This window comes from Lentzea kristufekii (assembly GCF_033949925.1).
Taxonomy (GTDB): Bacteria; Actinomycetota; Actinomycetes; order Mycobacteriales; family Pseudonocardiaceae; genus Lentzea; species Lentzea kristufekii.
The window spans coordinates 141,321-157,300 of sequence record NZ_JAXAVV010000014.1; the positions used below are offsets into that span (position 1 = coordinate 141,321).

At 70.3% G+C, this 15,980-nt stretch carries 15 protein-coding genes; 6 read left to right on the forward strand and 9 right to left on the reverse strand.

Annotated elements, in window-relative coordinates; genetic code table 11:
- Positions 1–66 precede the first annotated feature (66 nt).
- Positions 67–825, reverse strand: a complete 759-nt coding sequence (locus SK571_RS27500; RefSeq protein ID WP_319986983.1) for an LLM class flavin-dependent oxidoreductase — start codon at positions 823–825, stop codon at positions 67–69.
- A 41-nt stretch (positions 826–866) separates the two neighbouring features.
- The gene (locus SK571_RS27505; RefSeq protein WP_266040609.1) at positions 867–1,337 is read right to left on the reverse strand and encodes a hypothetical protein; all 471 of its coding nucleotides are present in this window, start codon (positions 1,335–1,337) and stop codon (positions 867–869) included.
- 303 nt (positions 1,338–1,640) lie between these two features.
- Here SK571_RS27505 and SK571_RS27510 point away from each other — a divergent pair, with 303 nt between their 5' ends.
- The gene (locus tag SK571_RS27510) at positions 1,641–2,192 is read left to right on the forward strand and encodes an NlpC/P60 family protein (RefSeq protein WP_319986984.1); all 552 of its coding nucleotides are present in this window, start codon (positions 1,641–1,643) and stop codon (positions 2,190–2,192) included.
- On the opposite strand, the gene SK571_RS27515 is transcribed toward SK571_RS27510, so the two are convergent.
- Both SK571_RS27515 and mug read right to left on the reverse strand, forming a co-directional pair.
- Positions 2,182–5,016: an AfsR/SARP family transcriptional regulator gene (locus SK571_RS27515; RefSeq protein WP_319986985.1), complete on the reverse strand. Its 2,835-nt coding sequence runs from the start codon at positions 5,014–5,016 to the stop codon at positions 2,182–2,184. The genes SK571_RS27510 and SK571_RS27515 overlap by 11 nt on opposite strands.
- A 192-nt stretch (positions 5,017–5,208) precedes the next feature.
- Positions 5,209–5,703 (reverse strand): G/U mismatch-specific DNA glycosylase, encoded by a 495-nt coding sequence (gene mug, locus SK571_RS27520; RefSeq protein ID WP_319986986.1) that lies wholly within the window; start codon positions 5,701–5,703, stop codon positions 5,209–5,211.
- Positions 5,704–5,741: 38 nt separating this feature from the next.
- Here mug and SK571_RS27525 point away from each other — a divergent pair, with 38 nt between their 5' ends.
- A complete protein-coding gene (locus SK571_RS27525) occupies positions 5,742–6,203 on the forward strand; it encodes an HAD domain-containing protein (RefSeq protein WP_319986987.1) in 462 nt (153 codons plus the stop codon).
- On the opposite strand, the gene SK571_RS27530 is transcribed toward SK571_RS27525, so the two are convergent.
- From SK571_RS27530 to SK571_RS27545, 4 genes are all read right to left on the reverse strand, one after another.
- Positions 6,200–6,511: a sunset domain-containing protein gene (locus SK571_RS27530; RefSeq protein WP_319986988.1), complete on the reverse strand. Its 312-nt coding sequence runs from the start codon at positions 6,509–6,511 to the stop codon at positions 6,200–6,202. The two genes, SK571_RS27525 and SK571_RS27530, sit on opposite strands and share 4 nt — an antisense overlap.
- A 10-nt stretch (positions 6,512–6,521) precedes the next feature.
- Entirely contained in the window at positions 6,522–6,980 is a 459-nt protein-coding gene (locus SK571_RS27535; protein WP_319986989.1) for a hypothetical protein, read from the reverse strand.
- Between the two features lie 74 nt (positions 6,981–7,054).
- Positions 7,055–8,707, reverse strand: coding sequence for a bifunctional metallophosphatase/5'-nucleotidase (locus SK571_RS27540; protein WP_319986990.1), 1,653 nt, complete (start codon positions 8,705–8,707; stop codon positions 7,055–7,057).
- A gap of 89 nt (positions 8,708–8,796) precedes the next feature.
- Positions 8,797–9,294 (reverse strand): hypothetical protein, encoded by a 498-nt coding sequence (locus SK571_RS27545; protein WP_319986991.1) that lies wholly within the window; start codon positions 9,292–9,294, stop codon positions 8,797–8,799.
- A gap of 109 nt (positions 9,295–9,403) precedes the next feature.
- On the opposite strand from SK571_RS27545, the gene SK571_RS27550 reads away from it, so the two are divergent.
- The 4 genes from SK571_RS27550 to SK571_RS27565 all read left to right on the forward strand — a co-directional run bounded on the left by SK571_RS27550 (position 9,404) and on the right by SK571_RS27565 (position 15,171).
- The gene (locus tag SK571_RS27550) at positions 9,404–10,129 is read left to right on the forward strand and encodes a response regulator transcription factor (protein WP_319986992.1); all 726 of its coding nucleotides are present in this window, start codon (positions 9,404–9,406) and stop codon (positions 10,127–10,129) included.
- Entirely contained in the window at positions 10,107–11,528 is a 1,422-nt protein-coding gene (locus SK571_RS27555) for a sensor histidine kinase (RefSeq protein ID WP_319986993.1), read from the forward strand. The genes SK571_RS27550 and SK571_RS27555 overlap by 23 nt, the downstream gene beginning before the upstream one ends.
- 18 nt (positions 11,529–11,546) lie before the next feature.
- Positions 11,547–13,265, forward strand: coding sequence for an ArnT family glycosyltransferase (locus SK571_RS27560; protein ID WP_319986994.1), 1,719 nt, complete (start codon positions 11,547–11,549; stop codon positions 13,263–13,265).
- Positions 13,266–13,362: 97 nt separating this feature from the next.
- Positions 13,363–15,171 carry an ArnT family glycosyltransferase gene (locus SK571_RS27565; protein ID WP_319986995.1) on the forward strand — a complete coding sequence of 603 codons (1,809 nt, stop codon included), beginning with the start codon at positions 13,363–13,365 and terminating at the stop codon, positions 15,169–15,171.
- 3 nt (positions 15,172–15,174) lie between these two features.
- Here SK571_RS27565 and SK571_RS27570 read toward each other — a convergent pair whose 3' ends face one another.
- The gene (locus SK571_RS27570) at positions 15,175–15,948 is read right to left on the reverse strand and encodes an SGNH/GDSL hydrolase family protein (RefSeq protein WP_319986996.1); all 774 of its coding nucleotides are present in this window, start codon (positions 15,946–15,948) and stop codon (positions 15,175–15,177) included.
- Positions 15,949–15,980: the final 32 nt, after the last annotated feature.

The following is a 15,980-nucleotide window of genomic DNA, read 5'->3' on the forward strand; positions in this document are numbered from 1 at the left end:
CCCGATCGGCGACAAAAGGCCCATGACCGTTCCATCGCACGGGGGAATCCGTCGTTATCTACGACGCTATGCACTCACTCCATCGAGTGATCCCACGAATCGGACGAACCCTTCCGGGTCCTCGCTCGTGGCGGACTGTTGCAGGATCACGCTGGTAGCGCCCGCGGCGGCCACCGAGGTGACCAGGTCCGTGACGAACGCGCGGTCCCGCGAGTCCGTCTCCACGTAGACGATCACGGGGTGCTCGCGGGTGGCGCTGACGGACAGGACGCGTTCGAGGTCCGCCGACGCGTCGAGGATGGTGCCGTCGCCGACCTCGCCGGCCAGGTCCAGGGTCTTCTCGCCCAGTCCGCCCACGTAGACCGGCATCGGCGCGGACGGCGGCCAGTCCAGCGCCACGCCGGTCAGCTTCACGTACCGGCCTTCGACCGTGACGCGCTCACCGGCCAGCAGCGCCTTCAGCGCGTCGGTGTACTCGCGCAGCAACGTCAGCGGCGACGACACCCGTGCGCCGACCTGGCCCATCCAGTCCTGCACGCCGTGCCCGACGCCGATCATGACGCGGCCGGGGAACAACCGGTCGAGCGTCGCCGCCTCCATCGCCGTCAGGGCGACGTTGCGCAGCGGCACCGGCAGCAGGCCGACACCGACCTTCAGCCGCGAGGTCCAGGCCAGGGCCGCCGAGGCGCAGGCGATACCGCTCTCCAGGAAGCAGTCCTCCCACAGCCACAACGAGTCCACACCGGACTCCTCGGCCGCGAGGACGACGGAACGCAGGTTCTCGGGAGGGAGCTGGGGCCGGTAGACGGCGCCGAGTGTGATCACCCGACAACTACTACCGGCCTCACCTCAGATCAGCAACAACCTCAGCAACCGCAGTTGTGGTACGTGACGTCCCAGTGGTTCGACTCGAGGTAGTAGATGTTGCCCGCGTTCGACTTCCACTTGTTGCCGCCGATGGACGAGAAGCTGCCCTTGATGTAGTTGGTGACGCAGCTGGACAGCCGGTAGTCCACCTTGTAGCCGTTCCAGTGCGAGTACGTGCCCGACGCGTGGCCGGTCTCCGTGCCGCCGGTGATGGTCAGCGCACAGCCCGACGCGCTCTTGAACGTCTTGGCACCCGCGATGGTCGTCTGGTTGATCTGCTCGAAGGACGTGCAGTTCGGACGGTTGCGGTCACTGCAGCCGCCGCTCGACGTCCAGGTGATGCCGGCGGCGCGCAGCTGCGCGGTCGCCTGCGTGTGGGTGTACTTCGCCGGGGCCGCCGACGCGACGGACGCGCCCATGATCAGAGCGGCGAACATCGCGACCACGGCTGCGATCGTGCGAACGAACATGTGCTCTCTCTCCTTATGCCCAAGGTGCGGCGAAACCTAGCGTCACGGCCGAAATCTCGGCGGCCAGTTCACGCTCAGCAGGGCACCTCGCGGCACCGCCCCCACGCCCCCGTACAACCAGTACGAGGACGTGGGGGCGGCACCACGATCCACCCGTCTGACCGCGAACTGACTCGGCGAGATTTCGGCCGCGACGCTAGGAAGGAGCGGTAAAGGAAGTCCTAAATCAGCCTTAGGCCGATCTTTGGCACCACCGTGGACAGTTCCGGTCATCACCAACAGCAAGTCGATCGGAGCTACACCATGCGCATTCGCCACGCAGTCGCGGCGACCGCGATCTCGCTGGGCCTGCTGGGTGGCCTGAGTGGCATCGCCCAGGCCGCACCGGAGGGGCCTGCCGAGCAGGAGACCGCCATCTCGCAGGTCGAGGCGGCGGCCGGGTACGGCGGTTCGATCAGCCGCACCGAGGTCATCAGGCGCGCCAAGGACTGGTGGGACCGCAAGGTTCCGTACAGCCAGTCCGCCTACGCCTGGGACATCGGCAAGGGCAAGAAGTACCGCACGGACTGCTCCGGCTTCGTGTCCATGACGTGGAAGCTCACGACGAGCCGCAACACGTCCACTTTGGACGAGGTCGCCACCAAGATCTCCTGGGCGAACCTCAAGCCGGGCGACATGATCCTGCGCAACGGTCACGTGAAGCTGTTCGAGAAGTGGGCCAACTCGGCGAAGACGTCGGCGTGGATCTACGAAGAGGGCAGCACCGCGACGGACATGGACCACGAGACCGTCACCATCTCTTCGCTGAAGAGCGGTGGCTACGCCCCGTGGAAGTACAAGAAGATCACCGGCTGAGTGCGGGCGGGGCCCATTGAGCCGGCCACTGGTGCACCTCTCCCATCTCCCTGGTGCCCAGCCGAGTGAACACGCCGGCGGCCTCGCGCCAGGAGCGGTCCGCGCCTTCGACGTCCCCCAGACGGGCGTGGACCGCTCCCAGGTCCCGAAGCGTCCTGGCCCGCCACAACGGCAGGCTCAGGTCGTTCCACACCGGCAGCAGATCGGTCAGCACCACCCGCGCGCCCGCGTGGTCGCCCGCCGCGAGCCGCCACTCCCCCAGCGTGCGGCGCATCAGGGCCTCGCCGAACCGGTCGCCGACGTCGCGGCAGCCGTCCAGCGCCTGCTGGATCAGTTCCGCGGCCGGATCGAGGAAACCTCTGCGCAGCAGGACCTTCGCCCACGCCTGCGCGGTGTAGCAGCCGAGCAGCTCGTCGCCGGTGCCCGCGACCATCTCGTGGGCGCGCCGGATGTGGTCCTCGGCGAGGTCGAGCTCACCGCGAGCGCGGTGGACGAGCCCGATCCCGCGGGCCGCCAGCGCCTCACCCCGCCGGCTGCGCGCCCGGCGGTAGATGGTCTCGGCGAGCCGCAGCACGTCGAACGCGCCCGCGTCGTCGCCGAGTTCCCGTTTGATGGAGCCGATTCCGTACAGGGCGTGCGCTTCGCCTTCGAGGTCCTGGGACTCCAGCAGTTCACGGGCCCGGCCGAGAGCCTCCAGCGCGCACGGGTACTGACCCAGATCGCGGCAGACCATGCCGATGCCGTTCATCGCGACGGCCTCGCCGCGCTTGTCGCCCAGGTCCACGAACAAGGTCTGCGCGGTGTCGAACCACGACCGCGCCTGCGCCAGGTTGTCGCGCTTGTAGTGCATCTGGCCGAGGCTGCACCGCAGCACCGCCTCCAAGCGCACGTCCCCGGTCCTCCACACGGCCTCCAGCGCCGCCGTGTGTGTTCGTTCCCAGGCCTCGTAACGGTTCCTGAGCCCGAACCACGCGAACACCAGCACCTCGGCCAGCTGTGACGCGATCTCCGCGAGCCCCAGTTCGGCGGCCCGTTCCACGAGCCTGGTCAGCAACGACTCCTCGCGTGCGAACCAGGCGTCCTTGTCGGTCGGACGGGCCGCCGACGTGACGACGCCCAGCGAGTCCTGCATGCGCGGCACCGCCAGGAAGAGCTGCTCGGTCAGACCATCCACAGTGGACAGCGCGGCGACCACCGCCCGCCTGACCACGTCCTCGCGTTCCTGCTGCTGGTCCTCCGCCTCGGCGAGCTCACGGGCGTGCAGCCGCACCAGTTCGTGCATCCGGTACCGCGCGCTGCCGATGACGTCGAGCAGCCGTGCGTCGACGAGCTGGTCGAGCACGTCCTCGTCGAGCAGGTGCATCCACAGGAAGCTCGGCACCTCGGGCAGCCCGAGGAACCCGAAGATCCGGTACGCGCGGCGGACGTTCTCGTCGAGCGCCCGGTAGGTCAGCTCCAGCCCGGCCCGCACCGCGAGGTCGTCCGCGACGAGCTCGTCGAGCCGCGACCGTTCGTCGGACAGCCTCCTGACCAGCTTCGACACCGGCCAGTGCGCGCGTCCGGCCAGCTTCGCGCCGGTGATCCGCACCGCGAGCGGCAGATATCCGCACAGCCGCGCGACCTCCTGCGCCTGGTCGGGCTCCGCGGACACCCGGTCGTCACCGAGGATGCGCTGGAGCAGCGTGACGGCCTCGTCGCTGCTCAGCACGTCCAGCGGGACGCGGCGCACGCCTTCGAGCCCGCACAGCCTGCTGCGGCTGGTGATCAGCGTGAGGCAGCCGGGACTGCCCGGCAGCAGCGGCCTGACCTGCGAGACGCTCGTGACGCCGTCCAGCACGATCACCACCCGCCGCCCGCTGACCCTCGCGCGCCACAGCGCCGCCCGTTCCTCGGCGGACTCCGGGATCCGTTCGCTCGGCACGTCCATCGCGCGCAGCAACGCGTCCAGCGCCCCGGACGGCGAGTGCAGATCCACGAACAGCTGCCCGTCCGGATACCGGTCGGCCAGCCGGTGCGCCGCGTGCACCGCGAGCGCCGACTTGCCGACGCCCGCCGGCCCCTCGATCCACCACACGCCGCCGTCGCTGTCGAGCAGCCTGCCGAGTTCCCGGTCGCGCCCGGTGAAGTCGCCCGCGTCGCGCGGCAGGTAGTTGCGGCGGCTGTCCCGCGAGCCCTCCAGGACGTCGCGGTAGAGCTGCTGCAGCTGCTCGCCGGGCTCGACCCCGAGCTCGTCGACGAGCACCTTGCGCGTCTCCCGGAACACCCGCATGGCGTCCGCCCGGCGCCCGGTGCGGGCGAGCGCGGTCATGAGCTGCCCGCGCAGCCGTTCGGCCAGCGGGTACTCGGCGACGAACGCCCCGAGCCGGTCGATGAGCCCGGCGTGCCGGCCGAGCGCCAGTTCGGCGTCGACCCACGCCTCGGCGGCCGCGAGCCGTTGCACGTCGAGCGTCTGCGCGAACACCACCGGCGTGCCGCGCCACAGCTGCAGGGCCTGGCCGAGGAGGTCCGCCTTCACCTTGAGATCGGCCTCGTCGCCCGCTCTGCCGACGAGCTTGCGGAACGCGTGCAGGTCGACGCTCTCGGGCTCCGCGCTGAGCACGTACCCCGCCGCGCGGTGCTCGACCGGCAGCCCGGCCCGGCGCAGGCTGGAGATGTGCACCTGCAGCGACTTGCGCGCCTGCGGCGGCGGCTCCTCACCCCAGATGAGGTCGATGAGCCGTTCGACGGGCACGATCTTCCCGCACTCGACGGCCAAGACAGCTAGGATCTGCGCGGGCTTCGGCGGCACTGAAGGCTCGACCGGCCCGAGAATCCTGACCTCCACTGTGCCCCCACCAGTGTTGAAGATTCACCGAGTTCTGCACGGCAATGCCAAATTTTGACGCAGCCTGGCTTTCCGGGGTTCCACTTCTGGGTGAATGCACTCGAACGGACGCAGATCTGGATGCAACCAGACCACAGCCCACTCCGTCCAGCCCACTTTCAGTGGGCATGAATGTGAACTTTTGTTTCGTTTCTACAGGCTGGCTTTGAGCCGCCCGAACTCCTCGGCCAACGCCGGTAACTGCCAGTGCGCGTTCAGCCCGCTCGGATTGGGCAGGACCCACACCCGCGCACCGCCCACGGTGTCCTGCTGCGCGCCCACCTGCGTCTTCTTGCGGTTGAAGGCCGCCCGGTACACCGTCACACCGAGTACCGCGAGAACCTTCGGTGAATACCTCTCGACCTTTTCCGAGAGATCGATCGCACCTTCCCGCATTTCGTCAATTGTTAATTCGTCGGCTCTGGCGCTGGGCCGCGCGACGACGTTCGTGATGCCGAGCCCCAGTTCGAGCAGCTTCTCCTGCTCGGCGGGCGCGAACTGGGACGGAGTGAAACCGGACAAATGAAGTGCGGGCCAGAACCGGTTTCCCGGCCGCGCGAAGTGGTGCCCGGTCGCCTCCGACACGAGGCCGGGGTTGATGCCGCAGAAGAGCACTTCGAGGCCGGGCCTGATCACGTCGGCAATCACGTGGCCAAGCCTACGAGGTGCGCCGTAGCGTGCCCGGCGTGGCCGCGCTCCCGATCCTCTTCCTCGACGTCGACGGCCCGCTGCTCCCGTTCGGCGACGGCGTCCCCGGCACGCCGGGCCTGGCCAGGCTCGACCCGATGCACGGCCTGTGGCTCACCGCCCTGCCGTGTGAGCTGATCTGGGCCACGACCTGGATGGACGAGGCGAACAAGCACATCGCACCCCTGCTCGGCCTGCCTGCGCTGCCGGTCGCCACCTGGCCGGACGACCCGGACACCGAGGACGCCGACGCGCGCCAGGGCCTGCACTGGAAGACCCGCGGCCTGGTGGCGCTGGCGGGCACCAGGCCGTTCGCCTGGGTGGACGACGAGATCAGCGAGAAGGACCGCGCCTGGGTCGCGCGCCACCACCACAAAGCCCTGCTGCTCAGGGTGGACCCGCGTCACGGCATGACCGACGCCGACTACCTCGAACTCGACGCCTGGCTGCGCGCGAACTAGGCGCCCGCGGGCACGCGCGGGCGCGGCGTCCACATCGTGTAGCCGGCCCGGCGGGCGTCCTCCGGCGAGTGGAAGAACGCGTCGCCCTTCATGCGCTTGTAGTAGGGCGATTCGGGGGTGTGGAACATCATCGTGCGCGAGTTCGCCTTGATCGCGGGCGCGGTGGCGGCGGGCTCCTCCATGATCGACAAGGGCTGGACCTCGGCGGTCGCGGACTCGCGCGAGCGCATGGTCAGCCAGGTCAGCAGGACGCCGGCGAGGAACGCTCCCGCGCACAGCAGGAACATCTGGAAGAAGAACCCGAACACCGAACAGCTCCTAGCCCGTAGTCGTGAAGTCCTCGTCGACGCGCAGCCCGGGGGCGGCCGAGCGCAGGGCGTCGCTCAGAGAGCCCGCGCGCTCCGGGTCCGCGACGCGTGCCGACGCGGTCAGGTGTCCCACGCGCACGACACCGGTGAAGTCCGTGACGTCGTGGTCGAGCACCGCCGCGAGCAGCGACGCGGCCACGGCCGGGGAGACGGGCACGTGTTCGCCCGCGTCGGGGGTGATCACGTCGGTGATCCGGTGGGCGTCGGTCAGCGCGCGCACGGCGTCCACCACCTCCTGCCGTTCCCCTGCGGAGACTGCGGTGCCCGCCAGCACGATCTCCGACGCCCGCACCGCGAACAGCAGCTGACCGGGCGGCACGGCGGGGGTGGGACGTGCCGCGAGACCCACCGAGGCGAGCACGGCCGGCACGACGAATGCACCGACTACAACGCGTTGCGGCAACTGCACGCGCTTGGACTATCCCATCCGGCCGACCGGGTGCCACCGCCTCGGGCGGAACCCCCAGGACAACACGCCCTAATTCACTCGTTCGTGGACACCACGACGGGCTCGCCGCCGGCCACCAGCCGCCAGTCCGCGCCGGCGAACGAGGCGGGGTCCAGCACGCCCGCGGCCTTGACCCAGTCGATCAGCAGCTGCCGGACCTCCTGCTGCTGGTTGTGCAGCACGGGCGCCGACGCGATGTGCGGGAAGTCGCCGCCGCCCGCCTGCCGGTAGTTGTTCACGGCCACCGCGAACTCGAACGAGTCCGCGACCGGCTCCCCGCCGTACGACAGCCCCAGGATCCGTGAACCGACCGGCCGTGAGATGTCGATGTCGTAGGTCAGCGGCGCGGTCAGCCCGTAGGCGATGTCGAAGTTGTAGTCGGGCACGTCGTTCGAGATCTCGGCGGCGGAGAACGGTCCCGGCGAGGACACCTGCCGGAAGTACCGCGCCGACTCCTCCAGCAGGTCGCGCACCTGCCCGCCGGTCATCCGCACGCCCACCAGGGTGTTGTCGAAGATGTAGAGCCCGGCGACGTCCCGGATGGACACCTCTCCCGCCGGGATCGCCGCCGCCCGGTTGTAGGGCGCGCACAGCGACAGCACGGGCAGCGAGGTGGACTTCGCGACCTCCAGCGCCTGCACGTGGTTGATGAACCGCAGCGCGGGCGTGTCCTCGAACCGCGACCGCGCGGCCGACATCGCCGAGGCGCAGGTCCCGACCCGCGCGTTGACGTACGACACGACCCGCTCGTGGTCGTGCCGCAGCAACCGCACGATCCGCGGGTCCTCCTCCACCGAGGCCGACGACAGCACGGACGACCGCGACGTCACCAGTTCCCAGTGCTCCTCGTGGCGCAGGTCGAACTCCATCACCGACAACCGCTTGCCCGAGAACAACGGCTCGGTGAGCAGCACCGGCCGCCCAGTCACCTTGTTCGTCACGAACCGCGAGGGGATCTCCACGTGCGCGTGCCCGACGAGGATCGCGTCGATGCCCGGCACGGTCTCGGCCAGCAGTTCGGAGCAGTTCTCCGGGAACGGCACCTGCTCGCCCAGCGACGACGACAGGTCGGCCCCGGAGTGCGCCACCACGATCACCAGGTCGGACTTGCGCCGGAGCTCCGGCACCCAGTGCAGCGCCTGCTCGACCAGCCCCGGGAACGTCAGCACCCCGTCGACGTGGGCGCGGTCCCACACGGCGATGCCGGGGTTCGTCAGCCCGAGGATGCCGACCCGCAACGGCGGACCGCCTGTGCGCCACAGCGTCTTCACCACGTACGGCTGGAACGCGGGCAGGCCGGTCGCCACGTCCAGCGCGTTCGCCGCCAGCAGCGGGAACTCCAGCTGCCGCTCGAAGGTGCGCAGCACGGACAGCCCGTAGTTGAACTCGTGGTTGCCCAACGCGGCGGCGGTGTAGCCGATGGCGTTCATCGCGGCGGCCATCGGGTGCGTGTGCGCGCCGCGCGTGATCGGCTCGACCTTCGCGTAGTAGTACGCGAGCGGCGTGCCCTGGATGGTGTCACCGGCGTCGAGCAGCAACGTGCGATGGCGCCCCACGGTCGCACGCACGTCGTTCACCAGGGTCGAGATCTTCGCGAGCCCGACGTCGTTGTGCGCGAAGTCGTCGAACTCGCGGTTGAGGTAGTAGTCCCAGTTGAACAGGTTGCCGTGCAGGTCTGTCGACCCCATCACAGTCAGTGTGAACGTGCGCACGCCGCTCACCTCCGGTTGTGGTCGGGCTGATCACCCGACCATAACCGCTCACACTTGACCCCAAATCACCTCGTGGGAGGGGCCTGCCCGTTCCGCTGACCGCGCTGACCAGGCTCGACGACGCTGGCAGCGACGGACTTGCCGTCCGCTGTGGTGGCGATCACCGTCACGGTGTCCCCCTTCTCGACACCTTCGGCCACGGTGTCCGCGTCGATCACGTACGTCTTCGTGTAACCGTCGGTGGACTTCACCTCGACGGACGAGTCGCTGATCGCGGTGACCTCACCGGTCTGGAACTCGCCGTGCGTCGTGGTGCCGGTCCCGAGGCTGAAGCCGCCGCGCATGCCGTCCGGCGGTGCGCCGCCCATGCCGCCGGGTCCCATGCCCCCGGCGCCGGTCTGCTGGTTCGTGCCGCTGGCGGCGTAGATCGCGACGCCACCGGCACCGGCGATCGCGACGGCGATGGCCACGGCCGCCACCGTCTTCTTCGCGGTCCACGCCGGGCGCCCGGCGGGTTCGGCGGGCTGGGGTGCGCCCCACTCCGGGGACTGTTGTTCCGTCATGAGAGCCACGGTGTCGGTGCCGGCTGTGCCCAACCTGTGAGCGCAGTAGGCCTGAGCTGTGCGCATCGCTCACAGCTGGTACACAGGATCGGCGTTCACGATGGGAGCCATGCGCGCCGTGAAGACCGAACTCCGCAGGCCGGACGGACAGCCCGTCCGGGTGCTCGTCGTCGACGACGAGTCCACTCTGGCCGAGCTGATGTCGATGGCGCTGCGCATGGAGAAGTGGGAAGTGCGCACGGCGCTCGACGGCACCACGGCGGTGCGGACCGCGCGCGAGTTCCGCCCGGACGTGGTGGTGCTCGACGTGATGCTGCCCGACTTCGACGGCTTCGAGGTGCTGCGGCGGATGCGTGCGGAGGCGCCGATCCTGCCGGTGCTGTTCCTGACGGCGAAGGACGCGGTGGAGGACCGCATCGCCGGGCTCACCGCGGGCGGCGACGACTACGTCACCAAACCGTTCTCGCTGGAGGAGGTGGTGCTGCGGCTGCGCGCACTGCTGCGGCGCACCGGCGTGACCGACGCGGACGCGGGCACCCGGCTGGTCGTCGGCGACCTGTCGCTGAACGAGGAGACCCGCGAGGTCGAACGCGCCGGCACCTCGATCGACCTGACCGCGACGGAGTTCGAGCTGCTGCGCTACCTGATGCGCAACCCGAAGCGCGTGCTGAGCAAGGCCCAGATCCTGGACCGCGTGTGGAGCTACGACTTCGGCGGCCAGGCCAACATCGTCGAGCTCTACATCTCGTACCTGCGCAAGAAGATCGACGCCGGGCGCACCCCGATGATCCACACGATGCGAGGCGCCGGTTATGTCCTCAAGCCTGCGTCCTAGAACGCTGCGCCCCAGAACCCTGCGGGCGAAGCTCGTCTCGGGCCAGATCGTCCTGCTCACCGCGCTGTGCCTGGTGATCGGCGGGATCTCGGTGCTCGCGCTGCACTCGTTCCTGATGAGCAACCTCGACCGCGAGGTCACGACGCTGCGGCCGGCACCGCCCGGTTCGCCGTACGGTCCCCCCGGCATCAACGCGAGGATCTTCCCCGACGGCAGCATCAGCGGCACGGTCGAACTGCCCGGCTGGCAGGCACCGCGCCGGCTCACCGACGACGAGATCAGAGTGCTGGCGGCCGCGCCGTCGACCCCGCACACCGTCGACCTCGGGGAGGCCGGCGAGTTCCGCGTGGTCACCGATCGGATGGGCATCAAGGGCCTGCCGCTCTCGAACGTCACGGACATCGTGTGGCAGATGGTCTGGATCCTCGCCGGGCTCATCCTCGCGGGCGCGGCGGCGGTCGCGCTGGCGGGCAGGGTGATCGTGCGGCGCGCGCTGGTGCCGCTCGACCGGGTCGCCGAGACCGCCACGCGTGTTTCCGAGCTCCCGCTGCACGAGGGCGAGGTCGCGCTCGCCGAACGCGTGCCGGAGGAGGACACCGATCCGGCCACCGAGGTCGGCAAGGTCGGCCTCGCGCTGAACACGATGCTCGGCCACGTCGACCAGGCCCTGAAAGCCCGGCACGACAGCGAGACCAGGGTCCGGCAGTTCGTCGCCGACGCCTCCCACGAGCTGCGCACGCCGCTGGCCGCGATCAGGGGCTACGCCGAGCTGACCCGCAGGACCGGCGCGGAGCTGCCGCCCGAGGTCACGCACGCGATGAGCCGGGTCGAGTCCGAGGCGCTGCGGATGACGTCGCTGGTCGAGGACCTGCTGCTGCTCGCCAGACTCGACGCGGGCCGCCCGCTGGAGAGCAAGGACGTCGACCTGTCGCGGCTCGTGCTGGACGTGGTCGGCGACGCCCGGATCGCGGGCCCGGACCACAGCTGGAAGCTGGCGCTGCCGGAGCAGCCCGTCACGGTTCCCGGTGACGTGCAACGGCTGCACCAGGTGCTCGGCAACCTGCTGTCCAACGCCCGCGCGCACACCCCTCCGGGCACCACCGTCACGACCGGGCTGTCCGTCCACAACGGACGCGTCGACCTGAGCGTCACCGACGACGGTCCGGGCGTCCCCGAAGGCCTGGAGGTCTTCGAACGGTTCGCGCGCGGCGACTCCTCGCGCTCGCGGGCGGCGGGCAGCACCGGCCTGGGGCTGTCGATCGTGGCCGCGGTGGTCGGCGCGCACGATGGCGAGGTGTCGGTCGCGAGCAAGCCGGGCCACACGACGTTCACGGTCTCCCTGAAAACATCTCCGGACACAGCTCGTTCACAGCGGGAGCACACGACCGACCCAGGCTAGGCCGCGACCCTCGTCCCCATGAGACGAGAACGCCTGGCGCTGGCGGTCCTGCTGATCGCGACCGGCGCGCTGTACCTATGGCGGCTCGGGGACTCGGGCTGGGCCAACGCCTACTACTCCGCCGCCGCACAGGCCGGTGCGACGAGCTGGAAGGCGTGGTTCTTCGGCTCGTCGGACGCCTCGAACGCGATCACCGTCGACAAGACGCCCGCCTCGCTGTGGGTGATGGGCCTGTCCGCGCGGCTGTTCGGCGTCACCGCGTGGAGCATCCTGGTACCGCAGGCGCTGATGGGCGTGGGCAGCGTCTGGCTGCTGCACGCGACGGTGCGCCGCTGGTTCTCCCCCGCGGCCGCGCTGATCTCCGGCGCCGTGCTCGCGCTGACCCCGGTCGCCGTGCTGATGTTCCGCTTCAACAACCCGGACGCGCTGCTGGTGCTGCTGCTCATCGCGGGCGCCTACTGCGTGACCCGCGCCGTCGAGAACGCCAGTCCGTTCTGGCTCGCGCTCGCCGGTGTGGCGATCGGGTTCGGCTTCCTCACCAAGATGATGCAGGCGTTCCTCGTGCTGCCCGCGTTCGCGCTGGTGTACCTGGTCGCCGCACCGGCGTCAGCGGGAAGGAAGGTCCTGCACCTGTTCGGCGCGCTGGGCGCCGTGGTCGTCGCGGGCGGCTGGTGGATCGCCGCCGTCGAACTGACGCCTGACCGGCCCTACATCGGCGGCTCGCAGACCAACAGCGTCCTCGAACTGACGTTGGGCTACAACGGTTTCGGCCGCCTCACCGGTGACGAGGTCGGCAGTGTCGGAGGCGGGCGCGGCTGGGGATCCGCCGGGTGGAGCCGCCTGCTGGGCGCGGAGATGGGCAGTCAGATCGCCTGGCTGCTGCCGGCCGCCGTGGTGCTGCTGGTCGCCGGGCTGTGGCTGACGAAGGGCCGTGCCCGCACCGCTCTCGCGCTGTGGGGTGGCTGGCTCGTCGTCACCGCCGGGGTGTTCAGCTTCATGAACGGGATCATCCACTCCTACTACACCGTGGCGCTGGCACCCGCGATCGCCGCCGTCGTCGGCATCGCGGCCACCGAACTGTGGGACCGGCGCAGCGAACCCGTTGCGGCAGCAGTGCTTTCGGGCTCCGTCGCGCTGAGCGCGCTGCAGTGCCACGCGCTGATCAACGAGTTCTCCACGCCCGTCGCGGTGCTGGTGCTGATGACGGGGCTGATCGCGGCGGTCGGGCTGGTGCTGTCGATGCGCTGGGCCATCCCGGTCGCGCTCATCGCCGCGCTGCTCGGCCCCACCACGTACTCCTTCGCCACCGTCACCACCCCGCACACCGGCGCGCTGCCCGTCGCGGGCCCGTCCAACGGCCGGATGGGCGGCATGGGCGGACTGCTCGACGCCACGACACCGGACGCCGAGGTCGTGACGCTCCTGCAGGCCGACGCCGGCACCTACCGGTGGGCCGCCGCGACGATCGGCTCCAACAACGCGGCCGGGCTCCAGCTCGCGAGCGGGCAGCCGGTCATGGCGCTCGGCGGCTTCAACGGCACCGATCCCGCGCCGACCCTGGCGGAGTTCCAGGAGATGGTCCGAAGTGGACAGATCCACTACTACGTCGCCGCCGGCCGGATGATGCAGGGCGAGACCGGCAGCGACGCCGCCCACGACATCGCCGCGTGGGTCGCCGAGAACTACACAGCGACGACCGTCAGCGGATCCGCCCTCTACGAACTGGACGCGTCTTGACCTCTCTCCCAGCAGAAGCGGGAAGCTCCGCCCCTCGTGGGAGTGCCGCCCATCGGTCTTGTACGAGCTGCACGAACTCACCGGAAAGGGTCACGGCATGACTGCCACTCTCGCCCCTGCGCCCGTCGCACCCCCGAAGCCGCAGGAGCGCCGCGACATGAAGATGGTGCACCGCATCGCCTTCCTCGTTCTGCTCGCGGCGACCGCCGTGCTGTACCTGTGGAACCTCACCGCGTCCGGCTACGGCAACGAGTTCTACGCGGCGGCGACGCAGGCGGCGTCGCAGAGCTGGAAGGCGCTGCTGTTCGGTTCGCTCGACCCGGGCAACACGATCACGGTCGACAAGCCGCCCGCGTTCCTGTGGGTGAGCGGCCTGTTCGCCAAGGTCTTCGGCTTCTCCAGCTGGACCGTCCTCGCCCCGCAGGCGCTCGAAGGCGTCGCGGCGGTCGGGCTGCTGTACGCGACGGTGAAGCGCACGTCCGGCCCGGCGGCGGCGTTGTTCGCCGGGGCGGCCTTCGCCCTCACACCGGTCGCCACGCTGATGTTCCGGTTCAACCTGCCGGACGCGCTGCTGGTGCTGCTGATGGTCGCGGCCGCGTACTGCACGGTGCGGGCGCTGGAGAAGGCGAGCCCGCTGTGGCTGGCGCTCGCGGGATCGGCGATCGGGTTCGCGTTCCTCACCAAGATGCTGCAGGCGTTCCTGGTGCTGCCCGCGCTCGCGCTGGCCTACCTGATCGCGGCGCCGGCCTCGCCGCTCAGGAGGCTGCTGCACCTGCTGGGCGCCGGTGTCGCGGTCGTCGTGTCGGCCGGGTGGTTCATCGCGCTGGTCGAGCTGTGGCCCGCGGACAGCCGCCCGTACATCGGCGGCTCCACCAACGACTCGCTGTGGGAACTCGCCATCGGCTACAACGGTCTCGGCCGCATCTTCGGCAATTCCGGCGGCGGGCCCGGTGGCGGTGGAATGGGCGGCAACGGGAACATCGGCTTCGGCGGCGAAACGGGCATCGGACGGTTGTTCGGCGCCAGCATGGGCCCGGAGATCTCCTGGCTGCTGCCCGCCGCGCTGATCGGACTCGGCGCCGGACTGTGGTTCCTGCGCCGCGCGCCCCGCACCGACCGCACCCGTGCGGCGCTGGTGGTCTGGGGTGGCTGGGTGCTCGTGAGCGGCGCGGTGTTCAGCTTCATGAGCGGCATCACGCACCCCTACTACACGGTGGCGCTCGCCCCCGCGATCGCGGCGGTCGCCGGCATCGCGGGAAGCGAGCTGTGGCGCGGACGCGGGCACTTCCCGGCGCGGATGGCACTGACGGTGATGGTCGCGGCGACCGGCGTGTGGGGCTTCATCCTGCTCGACCGCACACCGGACTGGACGCCATGGCTGCGCTGGGTGCTGCTGGCCGTCACCGCGATCGCCGTGCTGGCACTGGTGTTCGGTCTGAACCGACGCCGGCTGGCGGGTGTCCTGGTCGTGGCGGCACTGCTCGGCACCTCCGGTTACGCCGTGGCGACCGCGTCGGTCACGCACAGCGGCTCCATCCCGTTGTCGGGCCCGCGTTCCCAGCAGGGCGGTGGCATGCCGGAGGGCACGTCGTCCACGGAGGTCGTGCAGCTGCTCAAGGCCACGGGTACCAAGTGGGCGGCCGCGACGACCGGCGCCCAGAACGCGGCGTCGCTCCAGCTGGCGTCCGGCCGGCCGGTGATCGCGATCGGCGGCTGGAACGGCAGTGATCCCGCGCCCACGCTCGACGAGTTCAAGGCGCTCGTCGCGGCTGGAGAGGTGCGCTACTACGTCGAGGGCGGCCGGGGTGGTGGCCCCGGTGGGGGCAGCAGCGACATCAGCGAGTGGGTCGCGGCGAACTTCGAGGCCACCACGCTCGGCGGCCAGACGCTCTACGACCTGGGCTGACCGTCAGAGGCGGCCGGTGTCGGCGGGGAACACCTCGCCCGGCACCGGCCACGCCTCGACCGGCGTCTTGTCGTTCCACAGCAACGGAACCAGGTCGGTGCCCCGCCGGAACAGCCACGGGATCCCCTTGAGCGCCAGCCACGCCACGTGGTGCCACACCGTCAGCTCGCGCCCGCCGGAGCACTCCAGGCTGACCTCGCCGACGTGGTGTCCCAGCACACGCAGCTCGGCCGCGAACGCCCGCGCCAGCATCCGGTGACCCAGTTCGGACGGGTGCAGGCGGTCGACCGCCCACGTCTCCAGCTCGTAGGCGCCGGGCATCGTGTGCAGGTCGACGCACCGCACGCCGTGCCGCGCCACCACCACGTCCACCACGCGGTTGTACTCGTCGATGCGGTCCTTCAGGACCCGCCGCAGCTTGCCGGGCAGCTTGAACACGCGGCCCTGGTCGTGGAACCGCACGGTGACGACGGAGACCCCGGCGGCGGTCAGCTCGCGGCAGATGTGGTCGAGGTCCTCGTGCATCCGCCGCACGGAGAAGTCCGACCTGAGCGTGTCGTTGACACCGGCGATGACCACGGCGGCACTGGGCCTGTCCCGCAACGCCCGCGGCAGCTGGCTGCGTCTGACGTCCGCCAGCCGAGCGCCGGAGACGGCGTAGTTGCGGTAGCCGTTGTCCGAGTAGGCGGCGGAGAGGATCGGGCCGAAGCCGCGCCAGCCGCCGGGCACGAGGTCGCCGATCCCGACCGCTGTCGAGTCACCGAGTAACACCAGCACGCGAAACAGCATCAGGTGGCACGGTGATCCGC